The following is a 15179-nucleotide window of genomic DNA, read 5'->3' on the forward strand; positions in this document are numbered from 1 at the left end:
GGCCTGATGCACTTTCTGACCCCTGTTTGACTATATTTCGGGCGACATTTCATGTTTGAACTAAAAAAACTTATATCAACTTTACTGATGCCCTTGCCTGCGCTACTGCTTATTGGATTCTTCGGCCTCTTTCTGATCTGGTTTACGCAGCGAAAAGGTTTCGGCTCTTTTTTGGTTTTTGTTTCGTTGCTGTTAATCTTCCTCACGTCTTTCCAACCATTCACATCGTCACTGCTGATCAAGCTCGAAAGACAATATCAACCTTTCCTGCCAACGAAAGAGCCGGTTGACTATGTGATGGTACTGGGCCACGGGCATGTTGTTGATGATGAGCTTCCCCCTACATCAGAATTGTCACGTGTGGCTTTGATGAGATTGATGGAAGGTATCCGCATTCACTTTATGTACCCGACCTCAAAATTGATCCTGTCAGGCTACGATGGTGGTTATGAAGTCAGTCACGCCCGTATGTTAGCGCGTGTCGCGCTGGCAATGGGGGTTAACAAGAACAACATTCTGCTGCTGGAAACCGCTAAAGATACGTGGGAAGAAGCATTTCAGGCAGCGTCTGTAGTCGGTGACAGCAATTTAGTACTGGTGACCTCCGCCAATCATATGCCACGTGCCGTATATGAATTTCAAAACGCAGGTTTGAATCCCATCCCGGCCCCCACCAACTTTATGGCGCAAAAAGAGATCCGCCAGCCTTGGATTAAATATGGGCCCCGGGCGCAGTACCTTGAGCAGTTTGAACGCTACTGGCAAGAAAACCTGGGACAGATCTGGCAACGCCTTCGTGACAAAGTCTCACAGCAAGAAGCGGTAATGCAAGGCGATCCTGTGACATCTCCCTCATCGGGTGAATAAGCTGTCATGGACAAAATAGAAACGCCCCCTTCAATGCGTAGATGCGCTCCTACCCATTGAACTGATACTAAAAAGCACAAAAAAACGCCTTGATGCATCTCAAGGCGTTTTTCTTATCCGTGGTCGCTGAGGCTTACTGGGAAACAACCCGCTTTCTTACTACGTCCAAATCCTCCGGCGTATCTACCCCGGGTGGTGGCGCTTCAATCGCAATATCAACATGGATTTTCTCGCCGTACCAAAGCACGCGGAGCTGTTCGAGGCTCTCAATATGTTCAATCGGACTGGGTGCCCAATTGATGTACGTCTTGATAAAGCCTGCCCGGTAGCCGTAGATACCAATGTGACGTTTCAGGTTCTGGTGAATTTCTGCCGGTACTTTGGCAAAGTTGTCACGATCCCAGGGGATGGTTGCACGACTAAAATACAGTGCATAGCCGTCCTTATCCGTGACTACTTTAACGGCATTAGGGTTGAACACTTCATCCTGGTGATCAATATTCACCGCCAGTGTCGACATAGGCGCATCGTTGCGCGCCAGATTCTCTGCCACCTGACGGATCACACTGGGCGGAATAAGCGGCTCGTCACCCTGCACGTTAACGATGATCTCGTCGGCCTCAAGACCGTATTTCTCAACCACTTCCGCCAAGCGCTCGGTACCTGACTGGTGATCTTCCCGTGTCATACACACTTCACCACCAAAGGCATTGGCAGCGTCCACAATACGCTGGTCGTCAGTTGCAATAATGACCCGCTCAGCACCGGATTTAATGGCCTGCTCATACACCCACTGGATCATCGGCTTGCCTCCGATATCGACCAGGGGTTTTGCCGGTAAACGGCTCGACGCATAGCGCGCCGGGATCACCACGGTGAATTTCATTGTTTAACCTCGTCAGAAGACATTTCGCGCGCTTCTGTGGTCAGCATGACAGGAATGCCTTCACGGATTGGATAAGCCAGGCGGTCAAACTTGCAGACCAACTCGTTTTTTTCTTTGTTGTAGTTGAGCTTTCCCTTGCACGCAGGGCAAGCCACAATTTCAAGCAGTCGGTGATCCATATCCATCCTTCACTTTCATGATTTTGTTCAAAATGTTGGCCGTATCTGTATCGCTGAAATCAGCATCTACCGGCAGATACCACCAATTTTCAATGTCTGGGTGCTGGTTGAGAAAGGTTCGGCATTTCACGGCATCTTTCTCAGTCATCAGCAGATTCTGGCCTTTCTTTGCCAGCGCGTCCAATTGCGCATATTCAAACGCTTTATGATCGGCAAAAGGCTCGCAATGCACCGGAGTGATACCCAGCGTATGGAGCGTATTAAAAAAGCGTTGGGGGTTGCCGATGCCTGCGAAAGCAACGGGGGCCTTGAGTGATTGCGCTGAAACCCGTTCGCCGGTTTTGAGGTTGATAAATTCTGCAGGCTTCAGCGTCATCGCCACTTCACCGGGGTGCGCCTCGCCGCCGTTGCAAACCACAAAATCAACACTGCTTAACCTGTCTGTCTGCTCGCGGAGTGGGCCAAAAGGCATGTAATGCCCATTCCCGAAACGACGCTCGCCATCAACAATCACAAGTTCAATGTCGCGGGCCAGTTTGTAATGCTGGAGACCATCGTCGGTAATGATGATGTCGACACCCAATGGCAATAATGCTTTCACGGCATCGCTGCGGACTGGCGAAATAGCAACAGGAACCCGGGTACGCTGGTAAATCAGGACAGGCTCATCCCCCGCCTGGTCAGTGCCTGTGTTTTCATCGACAATAAATGGATAACTGCCTGCCTTGCCACCGTAGCCGCGGGACACCACACCGGTATTAAAACCCTTGGCTTTCAACTGTTCAACCAGCCAAACCACCACCGGTGTCTTACCGTTCCCACCGACGGTGATGTTACCCACCACAATCACAGGCACAGGGGCCTTGTACGCGCCATTGGTTCCAGCCAGATACGCCGCGCGGCGCTTTTTTGCAATCGCGCCAAACAGCTTGCTGAGAGGCCACAGAAGTGGCGCACCTACCCAGCCTAGCGGGTGGTTTTCAAACCAGATTTTTTCGACCAACCCTGCCAAAAGCTTTATTCTCCAAACTGGATGCGGTGCAACTGGGCGTAAGCCCCTTCTTTCGCGAGCAGTTCAGCATGGGTGCCACGCTCAACAATTTCACCCTCGTCAACCACCAGAATTTGATCGGCGTTTTCGATGGTTGAAAGTCGGTGTGCAATCACCAGCACGGTGCGATCTTTTTGGAGTTCATCCAACGCCGCCTGAATAGCACGCTCAGACTCGGTATCTAGTGCCGATGTCGCTTCGTCAAGAATCAATACCGGCGCATCACGCAGCAGTGCACGGGCAATGGCAATACGCTGGCGTTGGCCACCAGACAGACTTACGCCATTTTCGCCAATGACCGTATCAAAACCGTTATCCATACTGCGGATAAAGTCAGAAGCGTAAGCCAAATCTGCCGCCCGTTCGATCTCTTCACGGGTATATTTGTCTTCTGCGGCATACGCGATGTTGTTGGCGATGGTGTCATTAAACAGGTGAACGTTCTGGGAAACAACCGCCACCTGCTCACGCAGATTACTCAAGGTGTAATCTTCAATTTTTACGCCATCAATTAGGATCTCACCGCTATCGATGTCGTAAAAGCGGGTCAGCAGATTGGCAATGGTACTCTTACCGGAACCGGAACGGCCCACCAGTGCCAGTGTTTTCCCTGCCGGCAAATCAAAGGTCACGTGGTTCAGCGCTGGCGCATCTTTGGTTGGATACGTGAACACAACATCATTCACTTTAATGTCGCCTTTCACGCGCTCAGCAACGTGTTTTCCGTTGTCTTTCTCGGTGTCCATTTCCATCAGTTCGAACAGGCTGTTACACGCTGCCATACCGCGCTGGAACTGGGATGTTACGTTCGTCAGCGCTTTGAGGGGACGCATCATTCCAAACATGGCGGCGAAAACAACCGCAAACGTACCCGCACTCAGTTCGCTGCGGATAGCATCGGTGTTTGCCAGCACCAGAACAGCCACCAGCGCAAAAGACGCTATCAACTGAATGACCGGGTTGGCAATCGCCTGTGCCGATACCAGCTTCATGGTTTGCTGGCGCATGCGGTTTGAGACTGCTTCAAAACGTGTTTTCTCAACGTCCTGTCCACCAAAACTCAGTACCACCTTATGGCCTTTCAGCATCTGTTCTGCCGAAGAAGTCACCGACCCCATCGCTTCCTGCATGTTGGATGAGATTTGACGGAACCGTTTGGAGACAACACGGATGGCAATAGCCACAATGGGAGCAATGATCAACAAGATCGCCGAAAGCTGCCAGCTGTTATAGAACATCAGGATCATCAGGCCAATGATCGACGCCCCCTCACGTACCAGACTGACCAAGGCACCACTGGTAGCATTGGCCACCTGTTCTGAATCATAGGTAATGCGGGAAAGTAGCGCACCGGATGATTCTTTATCAAAGAAACTGACCGGCATATTCATAAAATGGTTAAACATACGGCGACGCATCGTCATCACGACGTTTCCAGATACCCAGGACAGGCCATATGCAGAAACAAAGCTTGAGATACCACGCACCAGCATCAAGCCAATGAGATACAGCGGCATCCATGTAAGAAAATCACTGTCGACGGCATCATAGGTAAAGCCTTCGTCGAGAAGTGGCTTAAGCATAGACACCATCAATGTGTCACTCGCCGCATTCACAACCAGTGCGATGACGGCAACCACCAGACCTATTTTGTAATTTGAAATGTATGGCCAAAGCTGTTTGAAGGTTTCCCAGGTGGTTTTATCTTGGTAGTTTGATGACATTTTATTGGCTTATCTTCTTGCAAGTAGCGGCATTCTACTCTTTTATTTGGGGTGGTCCAAACATCTTCCTGTACCAAAAAGGCTCGAGATCAAGACGTTGGCTACTTACCCACCATCCCTTGTTTGAGAAATGTACACCTACCTGACCATGTTGTCCGGTTTCATACCAAGAAATATTACGTTCATGATACCTGTCGACAACACCGGGATTAGGCAAGTTCCAGGGTGTATAACGCCCGGTGGACGCAATGGCCACGCTGGGGTTTACGGCATCAAGAAATGACGGCGATGACGATGTCTTGCTGCCATGATGGGGAACGATAAGCACATCCGCCTGTACCTCTGCGTTTTGGTCTACCAAGCCATTTTCCTGTGCTTTTGGCAAGTCACCGGTCAGCAACACCGTATGTAAGCCATCAGATACCCGAATCACGCAGGAACTCTCATTTCCGGCATCGCTGCTGCGGGTTAAGGGATACAGAACATCAAACCTGAGCCCTTGCCATTCCCATTGCTCGCCTTTCACACAGGGCAATGCACGAAAAGAACCATCAGCGGCCCTTATCCAATCAGGTTTAAGGTTTTCAATCACCCATTGCGCGCCACCGGCATGGTCATTGTCACTGTGGCTTAGCACCAAACCATCCAGCGATGTCCTGCGACGGGACAGCACTGGTGCAAGCACGGACTGGGCGATAGTGCCGGATTGCCATGCTGCGCCCGTGTCATAAAGTATCGCGTGGTGATTCTTTTCAATCAGAACAGCGAGGCCGTGCCCGACATCAAACACATCCAGTTGCCAACTGTCAGCCGCCTGCTGATGTTGACGCCATGACAGTAAGGTGATCATTACAATCACACCAAGTACCGGGATCCGGATTAGCTTGACCTTGATTACCCCGTAGAGAAAAACAACGACAACCAGTACAAAAACCAAAGAGATATTCTGGATATCCAGCCAGCCCATATTGGCCTTGTCCAGTATTTGAGCGATCGGCCACAGTGACATATCCGCCATTTGCCAGAACAGCGGAGCAACGGGAAACCATTCCATTACCAGCGCTATCAGAATCAAAGGCACCGTCAGTAAGCTGACGATAGGCACCGCTATCAGATTAGAAAACAGGGATAAGAAACTGACACCACCAAACCCTGCCCACATCACCGGCAGCATCCCAACCAGCAAATAGCATTGCATTCTGAACAGTTGCCAGATGTAACCCCGGATACCTTCAGCGTTATTCATTTGTCCGGAAAAGGTCATCATACAAAGCACGAATACGGCACCAAATGACAGCCAGAAACTGATGGAGAAAACGGAAAGCGGATCGATCACCAGAACAACGGTTAACACCAATAACAATGTATTGAAAGGACTCACACTGTAACCGGATAACCTGATTGCTGTGTAAACGGACAAAGCAACCAGTGCCCGCAGCGAGGTGAGACTGAAGCCGGCGAGCCAGGCATAACACACCGCCGTCACCAGCCCCACGAAAGCAGGGATCCACAAACTGTGATCCGATTGGGTGATTAATGGCCTCACCCATTTTGTGACAGTGTAACTAAACAGAAAAGCAAGGCCGATATGAAGACCTGAAATAGCAAGAAGGTGGGCCAATCCACTGTTTTGCAATCTCGCCCAGTCCTCGCTTGTCAGCATTGCCCTTTCCCCGAACGCAAGGGCAACAAGAAAGCGGGCACTCTCTAACGGTTTGATACTGGGGAGCACACGATCGAACAAAGATTGCCTGACAGAAACCGTTTCATCACGTAACCGGGCCGAGAGCACAGAACCTTTAGCATGAATATGTTTGGACAGGAAATAGGTCTCTGCATCAAAACCCGCTTCGTTTACCCTGCCATAAGGTTCCCTGACCCGGGCAGTAATTTCCCATCGCTGCCCTTGCTTCACCGGTGATTCACTGCGCCAGTACAGCCGGATCCTGAACCGTTCAAATAGGGTCAGTTTTTGCCCATTCACCGTGTCGACATCAAAGATTACACTTGTTTGCTGATTTTCCCCGGTAAAAAGACTGCCAACTTTGCCTGCTATGGTAGTATTCTGAGTCACTGTTAACGCGTGACTAATTTTATACATGTGCAGTGTCGCAGCACTGAAAGCAACCAAACACCCCATGGTAAGACCGATAAAAAATCGGGGAATGCGTTTGCGTTGGGCAAGGGTGACAACAAGAAATCCCAACACAACAAAGGGTTCTGGGAGCACTAGCCACCCTCTAAGCGAGACAATAGCCACTACGATGCCGAACATCACCTTCATGTAGGCAGCCGTTTCGTGTGAATTGAAGATCTATGCCAAGAAAAATAATTAAAAAATTTCTCCCCAGACACGATGTGATCCGGAAACAAAAGGCACTTGCCGTCTTCGGCAACCTGCTTTATGACCCAAACCTCTGGTGTCTGAACCGTCGTTCGGCGTCTGGTGCCTTTGCTGTTGGCCTGTTTATGGCCTTTGTTCCCCTTCCCAGCCAGATGATCATGGCCGCTGGTCTCGCTATTCTGCTGGGCGTCAACCTCCCTCTCTCTGTGGCACTGGTCTGGATCAGCAACCCCATAACCATGCCGTTGATTTTTTGGGGGGCGTATAAAGTAGGCACTCTTTTGATGGGTGCGCCCAGCCAGCACTTCCAATTCGAACTGACGTGGGAATTTTTGTTTAACCAGATGAATCAGATTGGTCCCCCTTTCCTTCTGGGCTGTTTTGTCTGTGGTGTGGTATCTGCGGTAATTGGCTATTTTGGCGTACAGGGTATCTGGCGCTATTCTGTCGTAAGAAGCTGGCAAAAACGTCGCCTGCGCCTGCCAAAAATCAAAGCGCTCAAAAAGAAATAAGAAGTACGAAATAAACAGATGGCTAAAAAAATACCCTGCTTTGGCAGGGTATTTTTTCTTTCAGGTTCAGGTTGCGAGCCGTTAAACGCCCTTTCCAACTGAAAATGTAATCGTGGAGATTGTCACTGTTACCTTGCGCTCAATACTGATGCCGGTTGCAGCTTGCAGGCACGCTGTGCCGGATACCAGGTAGCCAGAAGGCTTAATACAATCGCGGTGACAGACACCAGAAGCACATCCGCCATCCGTAATTGTGTGGGCAGAAAATCAACGAAATAAATATCGCCCGACAAGAAGTTTTTCCCCGTCAGTGTCTCAATTCCCCCAATGATTGTAGTCAGGTTCAATGCAATCAGACACCCCGCCAACGAACCGATCAGGCTCCCCATCAACCCGGAAAGGAATCCGTGCCAGACAAAGATAGCGCGGATAAGCCCGTCCTTCGCCCCCATAGTCCGGAGTACTGCTACATCGGCGGCACGATCTTTTACCGCCATCATCAAGGTAGAAACGATATTAAAACAGGCCACACCAATCACCAGCACCATCACCAGATACATGATGGCACGCACCATCTGGATATCGCGATAGAGGAAACCATATTCTTGTGTCCAGTTTTTTAGGTACACATATTCTTTCAGCGTTTGCCCGACTTCACGAACGATTGCCCTTGCTTCCAGAGGCTCAATTACCCGCAGTGCCACACCGGACACCGCTTCCCCCATATCCAGATATTGTTGGGCATCCTGAATCGGTACCAAGGCTAACCCATGATCGACTTGGCCACCCAAACTTAAAATCCCGGAAACCTGAAGCCGGATGCGCTGTGGAGCCCGAAGCTTCAACTCAGGATCAGGAGATGGCACCAACGCCGTCACCCAGTCACCCACGACCACATCCAGATTGTCAGCGATGCCTTTTCCAAGCACAACAGCTTTGCTACCTGGTCTGAGCGTTGACCAGGCATTGTCCAATACATAGTCGCCAATGTTACTGACATAGCTTTCCTGCACGGGATCAACACCGCGAATTTGAACAGGCTTGAGGTTTGCACCTTTTTCCAGCAGTGCTGTAAAGGTGACATACGGTGCCCCAGCCGACACCTTGGGGTTTGCTTCCGCTGTGGCTTTCATCTCTTGCCAGGCTTTCACCGGCGCATCTACCCCTTCTAATTCCGCATGAGGGATCACCGCTAAAACCCGGTTATTGAGTTCGCGTTCAAAACCATTCATCGCTGACAGGCCAACGATAATCACCATGACTCCTACAGAGATCCCGATCATTGAGGAAACAGAAATAAACGATACCAGCTTGTTGCGCCGTTTTGCCTTGCTGAATCTGCGCCCGATAAACAGTGCCAGGGAATCGATCATGACGCCACAACCTCTGCCCGTGTTTCCACAAACTGGCCATCCAGCATCGACAACTGGCGATCCAGCTTTTGTGCCAGTTCGCGATCATGGGTGACCACCAGAAACGCGGTATTGAACGCCTTATTAAGTTCACGCATCAAATCATAAATGTCGAGCGCAGTTTTATGGTCCAGGTTGCCAGTAGGTTCATCGGCCAGAACCAATGCAGGTCGGTTCACCACGGCGCGGGCAATGGCGACTCGCTGGCGTTCGCCACCAGACAACTCAGAAGGACGGTGTTCAGCCCGGTGTCCCATTCCCACGGCTTCAAGCATTTCCATCGCACGACGTTTGGCTTCCGCTGGTTTTTCGCCGCCAATCATCAGGGGCATGGCAACATTTTCCAGCGCAGTGAAATCTGCTAGCAGGTGGTGGAACTGATAAATAAAGCCAATGCTTTTATTGCGCAGGGTAGCCTGTTCAGAAGCGCGCATGGTCATCAGGTCTTTACCATCGAAATAGACATTCCCTGACGTCAGGGTATCTAGCGCGCCCAATATGTGTAGCAAGGTACTTTTGCCCGACCCAGACGCACCGACGATGGCGACCAATTCGCCTTTTTCAATTGAAAATGATACACCTTTCAAAACATGGGTTTCCAACGCCCCTTCCTGATAGGTTTTAGTGACGTTGGAACAGGTTAATAATGCATTACTCATAACGAAGCGCCTCGGCTGGACGAACGGATGCCGCCTTCAACGACGGGAAAAGGGTTGCAAGAAGACTCAGTGCAATAGCACCGGCAATGACAGACATGACTTGACTAGGATTGAGCACCACCGGGAGCAACATTCCACCGCCCAACATGCTGAGGTTCAATGCGGCCATGATTTCATTGATATTCAGGGCAAGAAACGACCCAGCTACGCCCCCCAGCAACGCACCAATCACACCGCTGCTGGCACCCTGCACCACAAAAAGCGCAACAATACTTTTATGGGGCATCCCTTGGGTTTTCAAAATCGCCACTTCAGATTGTTTTTCCATCACCACCATAATGAGTGCAGAAATGATGTTAAAGGCTGCCACCAGAATAATCAGGCTCAGCATCAGGCCCATCATGTTCTTTTCCATTTTGACTGCCTGAAAAAGCTCCCCCCGCAGTGCGCGCCAGTCTGACCATTCATAGCCCATGCTTTCTGCGATTTTTTGCAATTCAGGCACATCAAAAGGTTCCGCGACAAACAGGCGCAAGTCTGCGGGTTGTGTGCGCGGCAGGCGCATAAGGCGGGCAACATCATTGAGATTGGCAAACATCAGTTGTGCATCGACATCCGTTGCCGTGTCATAAATTCCGGTTACCGTAAAGTTACGCTGCGAAGGAATGCGTCCTACCGGGGTAAACTGGCTGGCGCTGGTGATCATAACGCGCACTTTGTCACCCACTGAAACATCCAGTTCCCTGGCTGTTTTTCTCCCCAGAACCAGGTTGTAACTCCCTGGTTTCAGCGAATTAAAATCGCCACGGGCCATAAATTCACGGATCGGCTCATGGCTACCAGCATCGACACCCAGTAGACGTCCCGCAGAAATGGATTTGGCGCTTTGTACCACAGCATCAGTACTGACAATTGGCGCGGTATCCGTCACGCCTTCGAGGCTGGCTAGCGTGTTGACATCCGGCGCATGTTGCGCATCTCCCACGACAATCGCTTGAGGGATCACGCCAAGGATACGGTGCTTCAGTTGTCCCTCAAACCCATTCATTACAGAAAGGACCGTGACAAGCGCCATCACGCCAATGGTAATACCTGCGGTCGACATGTAAGAGACAAAACGACCAAATTTGTCCCCTGAGCGTCCACGAAGATAGCGAATACCAATAAACACCGGTAAAGGGTGAAACATAAATGAGATCTCAATACCTTGTTAGCCTGTCGCTATGCACAGCCTAAATGGAAACTAATCTGTGGCATGAAGAATACCTTTAAGGTCAGCCAATTGCTACGAAACCACACGCTGAACCCGGTAATCAGATGCTTTTGGCGACGAAACGTTCCATAAATTGAATACCCACAACTACCTGACGCATCTAAGTGCAGTAAAAATAAACACTTCTTTACCCGTCTGATTGGGTAAATGCCGTCACTACAGGTATAATCAATAACTAAGCAGGATTTTAGGGTTTGATGCCCCGGGAATATCAATGAGCCAGGATGAATACTTTTCCGTACATGCGCACCTGAAGATCAACGTCGATGTGCTGCCTGACGATGAACATATCCCTTCAGAAGCGGAATTTGGCCGGGAAATTCCTCTCGCATTTCGCATCGCCAGTGAATGTGGCGACCTCGACAGCAGCGTTGAAAAAGAGATCCAAGCCCTCCATCATGATGAAGGGCACGCGCTGACCAAATTCCTGCATGCACAAAACCAGAAAATCAACTTGCTGCTCGGTTTTATGCTGTCACAACAGGATGATCCCAACTTGCGGTATCAAACCGAAACATTTGGTGCCAGCAGCCTGACATTCATCGCCCGAAAAGCGTTCAAGAAGGGGCAGCATGTTCGCCTGAAACTCTTTCTTGAGAACCCTCCTTCAGCGATTTACTGTTACGGTAGCGTCTATGGCTGCAAAGAAAAGAACGGTAAGTTTGCTGTTGGCGTGAAATACATTCGCCTGCAAGAAGAAGACAGAGACGTATTGATACGTGCCGCTCTGCACCAGCAACAGAAGTTGCTCCGACAACGCGCATTGGAAAGAAACAGCTAAGCCCCAGAATTCATGACTAACAACACCTTATTTAATTTATCTGCTCCTGAAAAAGCAGGAGATATCCGTGTCGTCGCCAACCTGCATGGCGCTTCCCTTCCATTAACCGTCGCGACACTCGCCGAACAGCAAAACCGTTTTATCCTGATGGTGGTGCCGGACAACCAGACTGCCCTGAAACTGCAACCTGAAATCAAGCAGTTTACCGGTCAGGAATGTCACGTATTCCCCGATTGGGAGACGCTGCCTTACGACAACTTTTCTCCGCATCAGGACATTATCTCTGATCGTATCGCCCGCCTTTACCAGTTGCCGCAGCAGACCTCAGGAATTTTGCTGATCCCGGTCAGCACCCTGATGCAGCGTGTGATGCCCCATTCTTTCCTGGTACAGCACGCACTGATGGTAAAAAAAGGCGACCGCCTTTCTCTGGAAAAACTGCGTCATCAGCTTGAGCTTTCCGGTTACCGTCATGTTGATCAGGTGATTGAGCATGGCGAATACGCCAGCCGTGGATCAATCCTTGATTTGTTCCCGATGGGGGCAAACCAACCGTATCGTATCGACTTCTTTGATGACGAACTGGACACCATCCGCGAGTTCGATCCTGAAAACCAGCGTTCTACCCAGGAGCTGGACAGCATCAACCTGCTCCCGGCACATGAATTTCCAACCGATGACGACGCCGTTGAACAGTTCCGTGTTAGGTGGCGAGAACGCTTTGATGCACGCCGGGAACCCGAGTCTATCTACCAGCAAGTCAGCAAGAAAACCTGGCCGGCCGGTATTGAATACTGGCAGCCGCTGTTTTTCGATGAAACTGAAACCCTGTTTGATTACCTGCCGCAAAACACGCTGTTGGTCACCAAAGGGGATTTAGAAGCCTCTGCCAAACAGTTCCTGAAAGACGCAGATTACCGTTACGACCAGCGCCGCGTTGACCCGCTGCGTCCCCTGCTGCCACCCAACGAGATTTGGCAAACCATTGATGAGCTGTTTGGTGCATTCAAACGCTACCCACGCATTAAGGTGCAGTTTGACCAGACCGAATTAAAAGCAGGCCGCACCAATGCGCCAGTTTCAGCATTGCCTGAGCTGACTATCAACCAGCAACTGAAAGAACCACTCGGCGCGCTTCGCCAATTTACCGAAGCGTTTACCGGCAAGATTGTGTTCTCCGTGGAAACCGAAGGCCGCCGTGAAGCCATGCTGGATTTGCTGGCACGCATTAAAATCCGCCCTATGGTTTGTGGTTCGCTCAGTGAAGCGCTCGACTCGCCGACAGATTTTTCGATGGTGGTCGGCCCGGCAGACATCGGTTTTCAATGTGAAAACCCCAACTTTGCACTGATTTGTGAGAGTAACCTGCTGGGTGAGCGCGTTGTACAACAACGCCGCCGCGACAACAAAAAAGCCGCCACCAGTTCAGACACCATTATCCGTAACCTTGCCGAGCTGCAAATCGGCCAGCCAGTTGTTCACCTGGAGCATGGTGTCGGTCGCTATCTGGGTTTGCAAACTCTCGAAGCCGGCGGTATCACCACTGAATATATGACATTGGAATACCAGCAAGGGGCCAAGCTCTATGTGCCTGTTGCTTCCCTGCATCTGATCAACCGTTACAGCGGCGGCGCAGAAGAATCAGCCCCCTTGCACAAACTGGGTGGCGAAGCGTGGGAGAAAGCCAGAAAACGGGCGGCTGAAAAAGTCCGCGACGTAGCGGCTGAGTTACTGGACGTTTATGCCAAGCGGGCAACAAAGCCAGGCTTTGCCTTCAAGCATGACCGCGAGGCATACCTCGATTTCTGTGCCGGATTCCCGTTCGAAGAAACAGCCGACCAGAAACAGGCAATCAATGCTGTCCTGTCTGACATGTGCCAGCCGATTGCGATGGATCGTTTAGTGTGTGGTGATGTGGGCTTCGGTAAAACAGAAGTCGCCATGCGCGCAGCCTTCCTTGCTGTCAACAACAGCAAACAGGTCGCGGTGCTGGTCCCTACTACCCTGCTTGCCCAGCAACATTTTGAAAACTTCCGCGATCGCTTTGCCAACCAGCCCGTTCGTGTCGAAGTGCTTTCCCGTTTCAAATCGGCCAAAGAACAAAAACTGATCCTTGCTGATGTAGCGGAAGGGAAAGTCGATATCCTTATCGGTACCCACAAATTGCTACAAAGCGACGTGATATTCCACGATCTCGGTTTGTTGATTGTCGATGAAGAGCATCGCTTTGGTGTCCGCCAGAAAGAAAAAGTGAAGGCAATGCGTGCAAACGTCGATATCCTCACGCTGACGGCAACGCCAATCCCACGAACGCTGAATATGGCCATGAGTGGTATGCGCGACCTGTCTATTATCGCCACTCCACCTTCACGTCGTCTGGCGATAAAAACCTTTGTCCGTGAACGCGAGAGTTCACTCATCCGTGAAGCCGTGCTCCGTGAAATCATGCGCGGTGGGCAGGTTTACTTCCTGCATAACGACATTGATTCGATTGAAAAAACAGCAGACGAGCTCGCTGAACTGGTGCCGGAAGCACGGATCACTGTCGCCCATGGACAGATGCGAGAACGAGAACTGGAACGTATCATGTCCGATTTCTACCACCAGCGTTTCAATGTGCTGGTGTGTACCACCATTATCGAAACTGGCATCGACGTGCCAACGGCCAACACCATCATCATGGATCGCGCCGACCACTTGGGCTTAGCCCAACTTCACCAACTGCGTGGACGTGTTGGCCGTTCCCACCATCAGGCTTACGCTTATCTTCTGACACCGCACCCTAAGCGAATGACCAAAGACGCCGTCAAGCGGTTGGAAGCCATTGCATCACTGGAAGATTTAGGCGCAGGCTTTACGCTGGCAACCCATGACTTGGAAATTCGCGGTGCCGGTGAATTACTTGGTGATGAGCAGAGCGGACAAATCCAGTCGATTGGCTTTACCCTTTATATGGAAATGCTTGAGCAAGCCGTTGAAGCACTGAAAGAAGGGAAAGAACCGTCACTTGACGATCTGCTTAATCAACAGACAGATATCGAGCTTCGTATTCCCGCGCTATTGCCAGACAGCTACATTCCGGATGTGAATACACGACTGTCACTGTACAAACGTATTGCGGGCACCAAAACGCCTGACGATATCGAAGAGTTGCGTGTTGAGCTTATTGATCGCTTTGGCTTGCTGCCAGATGCGGCAAGCAACTTGCTCAAAATACAACAGCTCAAACTACACGCGGCGAAACTGGGTATACGTAAGATAGACGCACATGACCGAGGCGGTGTGATCGAGTTTACTCAAAACGCGCAAATTGATCCCGGCTTCCTGGTGGGTCTGTTACAATCCCACCCGAGCCGTTATCGATTCGAGGGACCGACTAAACTCAAAATCGCCGAATCACTCACTGATCGCCGAGAGCGGGTTGCGTTCATCGAAACACTTTTAAACCAGTTTGCTGAAAATTTATTGGTTGCCTGAACAGGCAACCGGCT

General features: G+C 50.6%; 12 protein-coding genes. 4 read left to right on the plus strand and 8 right to left on the minus strand.

Annotated elements, in window-relative coordinates:
* Positions 1-51: 51 nt before the first annotated feature.
* Entirely contained in the window at positions 52-867 is an 816-nt protein-coding gene (gene elyC, locus AC6IB1_RS10265) for an envelope biogenesis factor ElyC (RefSeq protein ID WP_005505133.1), read from the plus strand.
* Between the two features lie 133 nt (positions 868-1000).
* Here the strand turns inward: elyC and kdsB are convergent, their stop codons facing one another.
* From kdsB to AC6IB1_RS10290, 5 genes are read right to left on the minus strand one after another with little or no spacing between them, the layout of a single operon-like run.
* Entirely contained in the window at positions 1001-1753 is a 753-nt protein-coding gene (kdsB, locus tag AC6IB1_RS10270) for a 3-deoxy-manno-octulosonate cytidylyltransferase (RefSeq protein ID WP_497568953.1), read from the minus strand.
* Positions 1750-1932, minus strand: coding sequence for a Trm112 family protein (locus tag AC6IB1_RS10275; RefSeq protein ID WP_005505130.1), 183 nt, complete (start codon positions 1930-1932; stop codon positions 1750-1752). The genes kdsB and AC6IB1_RS10275 overlap by 4 nt, the downstream gene beginning before the upstream one ends.
* Positions 1913-2944 carry a tetraacyldisaccharide 4'-kinase gene (gene lpxK / locus AC6IB1_RS10280; RefSeq protein WP_497568954.1) on the minus strand — a complete coding sequence of 344 codons (1032 nt, stop codon included), beginning with the start codon at positions 2942-2944 and terminating at the stop codon, positions 1913-1915. Before lpxK ends, AC6IB1_RS10275 begins: the two co-directional genes overlap by 20 nt.
* A gap of 5 nt (positions 2945-2949) precedes the next feature.
* Positions 2950-4707, minus strand: coding sequence for a lipid A ABC transporter ATP-binding protein/permease MsbA (msbA, locus tag AC6IB1_RS10285; RefSeq protein ID WP_497568955.1), 1758 nt, complete (start codon positions 4705-4707; stop codon positions 2950-2952).
* Between the two features lie 34 nt (positions 4708-4741).
* A complete protein-coding gene (locus AC6IB1_RS10290) occupies positions 4742-6991 on the minus strand; it encodes a DNA internalization-related competence protein ComEC/Rec2 (protein ID WP_497568956.1) in 2250 nt (749 codons plus the stop codon).
* A gap of 32 nt (positions 6992-7023) precedes the next feature.
* Between AC6IB1_RS10290 and AC6IB1_RS10295 the strand changes: the two genes are divergently transcribed.
* Positions 7024-7563: a DUF2062 domain-containing protein gene (locus tag AC6IB1_RS10295; RefSeq protein ID WP_497568957.1), complete on the plus strand. Its 540-nt coding sequence runs from the start codon at positions 7024-7026 to the stop codon at positions 7561-7563.
* Positions 7564-7691: 128 nt separating this feature from the next.
* Here the strand turns inward: AC6IB1_RS10295 and lolE are convergent, their stop codons facing one another.
* From lolE to lolC, 3 genes are read right to left on the minus strand one after another with little or no spacing between them, the layout of a single operon-like run.
* Positions 7692-8936 (minus strand): lipoprotein-releasing ABC transporter permease subunit LolE, encoded by a 1245-nt coding sequence (lolE, locus tag AC6IB1_RS10300; protein WP_497568958.1) that lies wholly within the window; start codon positions 8934-8936, stop codon positions 7692-7694.
* Positions 8933-9634, minus strand: coding sequence for a lipoprotein-releasing ABC transporter ATP-binding protein LolD (gene lolD / locus AC6IB1_RS10305; protein WP_497568959.1), 702 nt, complete (start codon positions 9632-9634; stop codon positions 8933-8935). Before lolD ends, lolE begins: the two co-directional genes overlap by 4 nt.
* Positions 9627-10823, minus strand: coding sequence for a lipoprotein-releasing ABC transporter permease subunit LolC (gene lolC / locus AC6IB1_RS10310; RefSeq protein WP_497568960.1), 1197 nt, complete (start codon positions 10821-10823; stop codon positions 9627-9629). The genes lolD and lolC overlap by 8 nt, the downstream gene beginning before the upstream one ends.
* A 298-nt stretch (positions 10824-11121) precedes the next feature.
* Here lolC and AC6IB1_RS10315 point away from each other — a divergent pair, with 298 nt between their 5' ends.
* Positions 11122-11688, plus strand: a complete 567-nt coding sequence (locus tag AC6IB1_RS10315) for a PilZ domain-containing protein (protein ID WP_115659855.1) — start codon at positions 11122-11124, stop codon at positions 11686-11688.
* A gap of 12 nt (positions 11689-11700) precedes the next feature.
* The gene (gene mfd / locus AC6IB1_RS10320; RefSeq protein ID WP_497568961.1) at positions 11701-15165 is read left to right on the plus strand and encodes a transcription-repair coupling factor; all 3465 of its coding nucleotides are present in this window, start codon (positions 11701-11703) and stop codon (positions 15163-15165) included.
* The last annotated feature ends 14 nt before the right edge of the window (positions 15166-15179 follow it).

The organism is Grimontia sp. THUN1695, from assembly GCF_059704325.2.

Bases quoted from the DNA above. Each gene is read 5' to 3' on its own strand.
- msbA (WP_497568955.1), bottom strand. From the start codon at position 4,707: ATGTCATCAAACTACCAAGATAAAACCACCTGGGAAACCTTCAAACAG.
- mfd (WP_497568961.1), top strand. From the start codon at position 11,701: ATGACTAACAACACCTTATTTAATTTATCTGCTCCTGAAAAAGCAGGA.
- elyC (WP_005505133.1), top strand. From the start codon at position 52: ATGTTTGAACTAAAAAAACTTATATCAACTTTACTGATGCCCTTGCCT.
- AC6IB1_RS10295 (WP_497568957.1), top strand. From the start codon at position 7,024: ATGCCAAGAAAAATAATTAAAAAATTTCTCCCCAGACACGATGTGATC.
- kdsB (WP_497568953.1), bottom strand. From the start codon at position 1,753: ATGAAATTCACCGTGGTGATCCCGGCGCGCTATGCGTCGAGCCGTTTA.
- lolD (WP_497568959.1), bottom strand. From the start codon at position 9,634: ATGAGTAATGCATTATTAACCTGTTCCAACGTCACTAAAACCTATCAG.
- lolE (WP_497568958.1), bottom strand. From the start codon at position 8,936: ATGATCGATTCCCTGGCACTGTTTATCGGGCGCAGATTCAGCAAGGCA.
- lolC (WP_497568960.1), bottom strand. From the start codon at position 10,823: ATGTTTCACCCTTTACCGGTGTTTATTGGTATTCGCTATCTTCGTGGA.
- AC6IB1_RS10275 (WP_005505130.1), bottom strand. From the start codon at position 1,932: ATGGATCACCGACTGCTTGAAATTGTGGCTTGCCCTGCGTGCAAGGGA.
- AC6IB1_RS10315 (WP_115659855.1), top strand. From the start codon at position 11,122: ATGAGCCAGGATGAATACTTTTCCGTACATGCGCACCTGAAGATCAAC.
- AC6IB1_RS10290 (WP_497568956.1), bottom strand. From the start codon at position 6,991: ATGAAGGTGATGTTCGGCATCGTAGTGGCTATTGTCTCGCTTAGAGGG.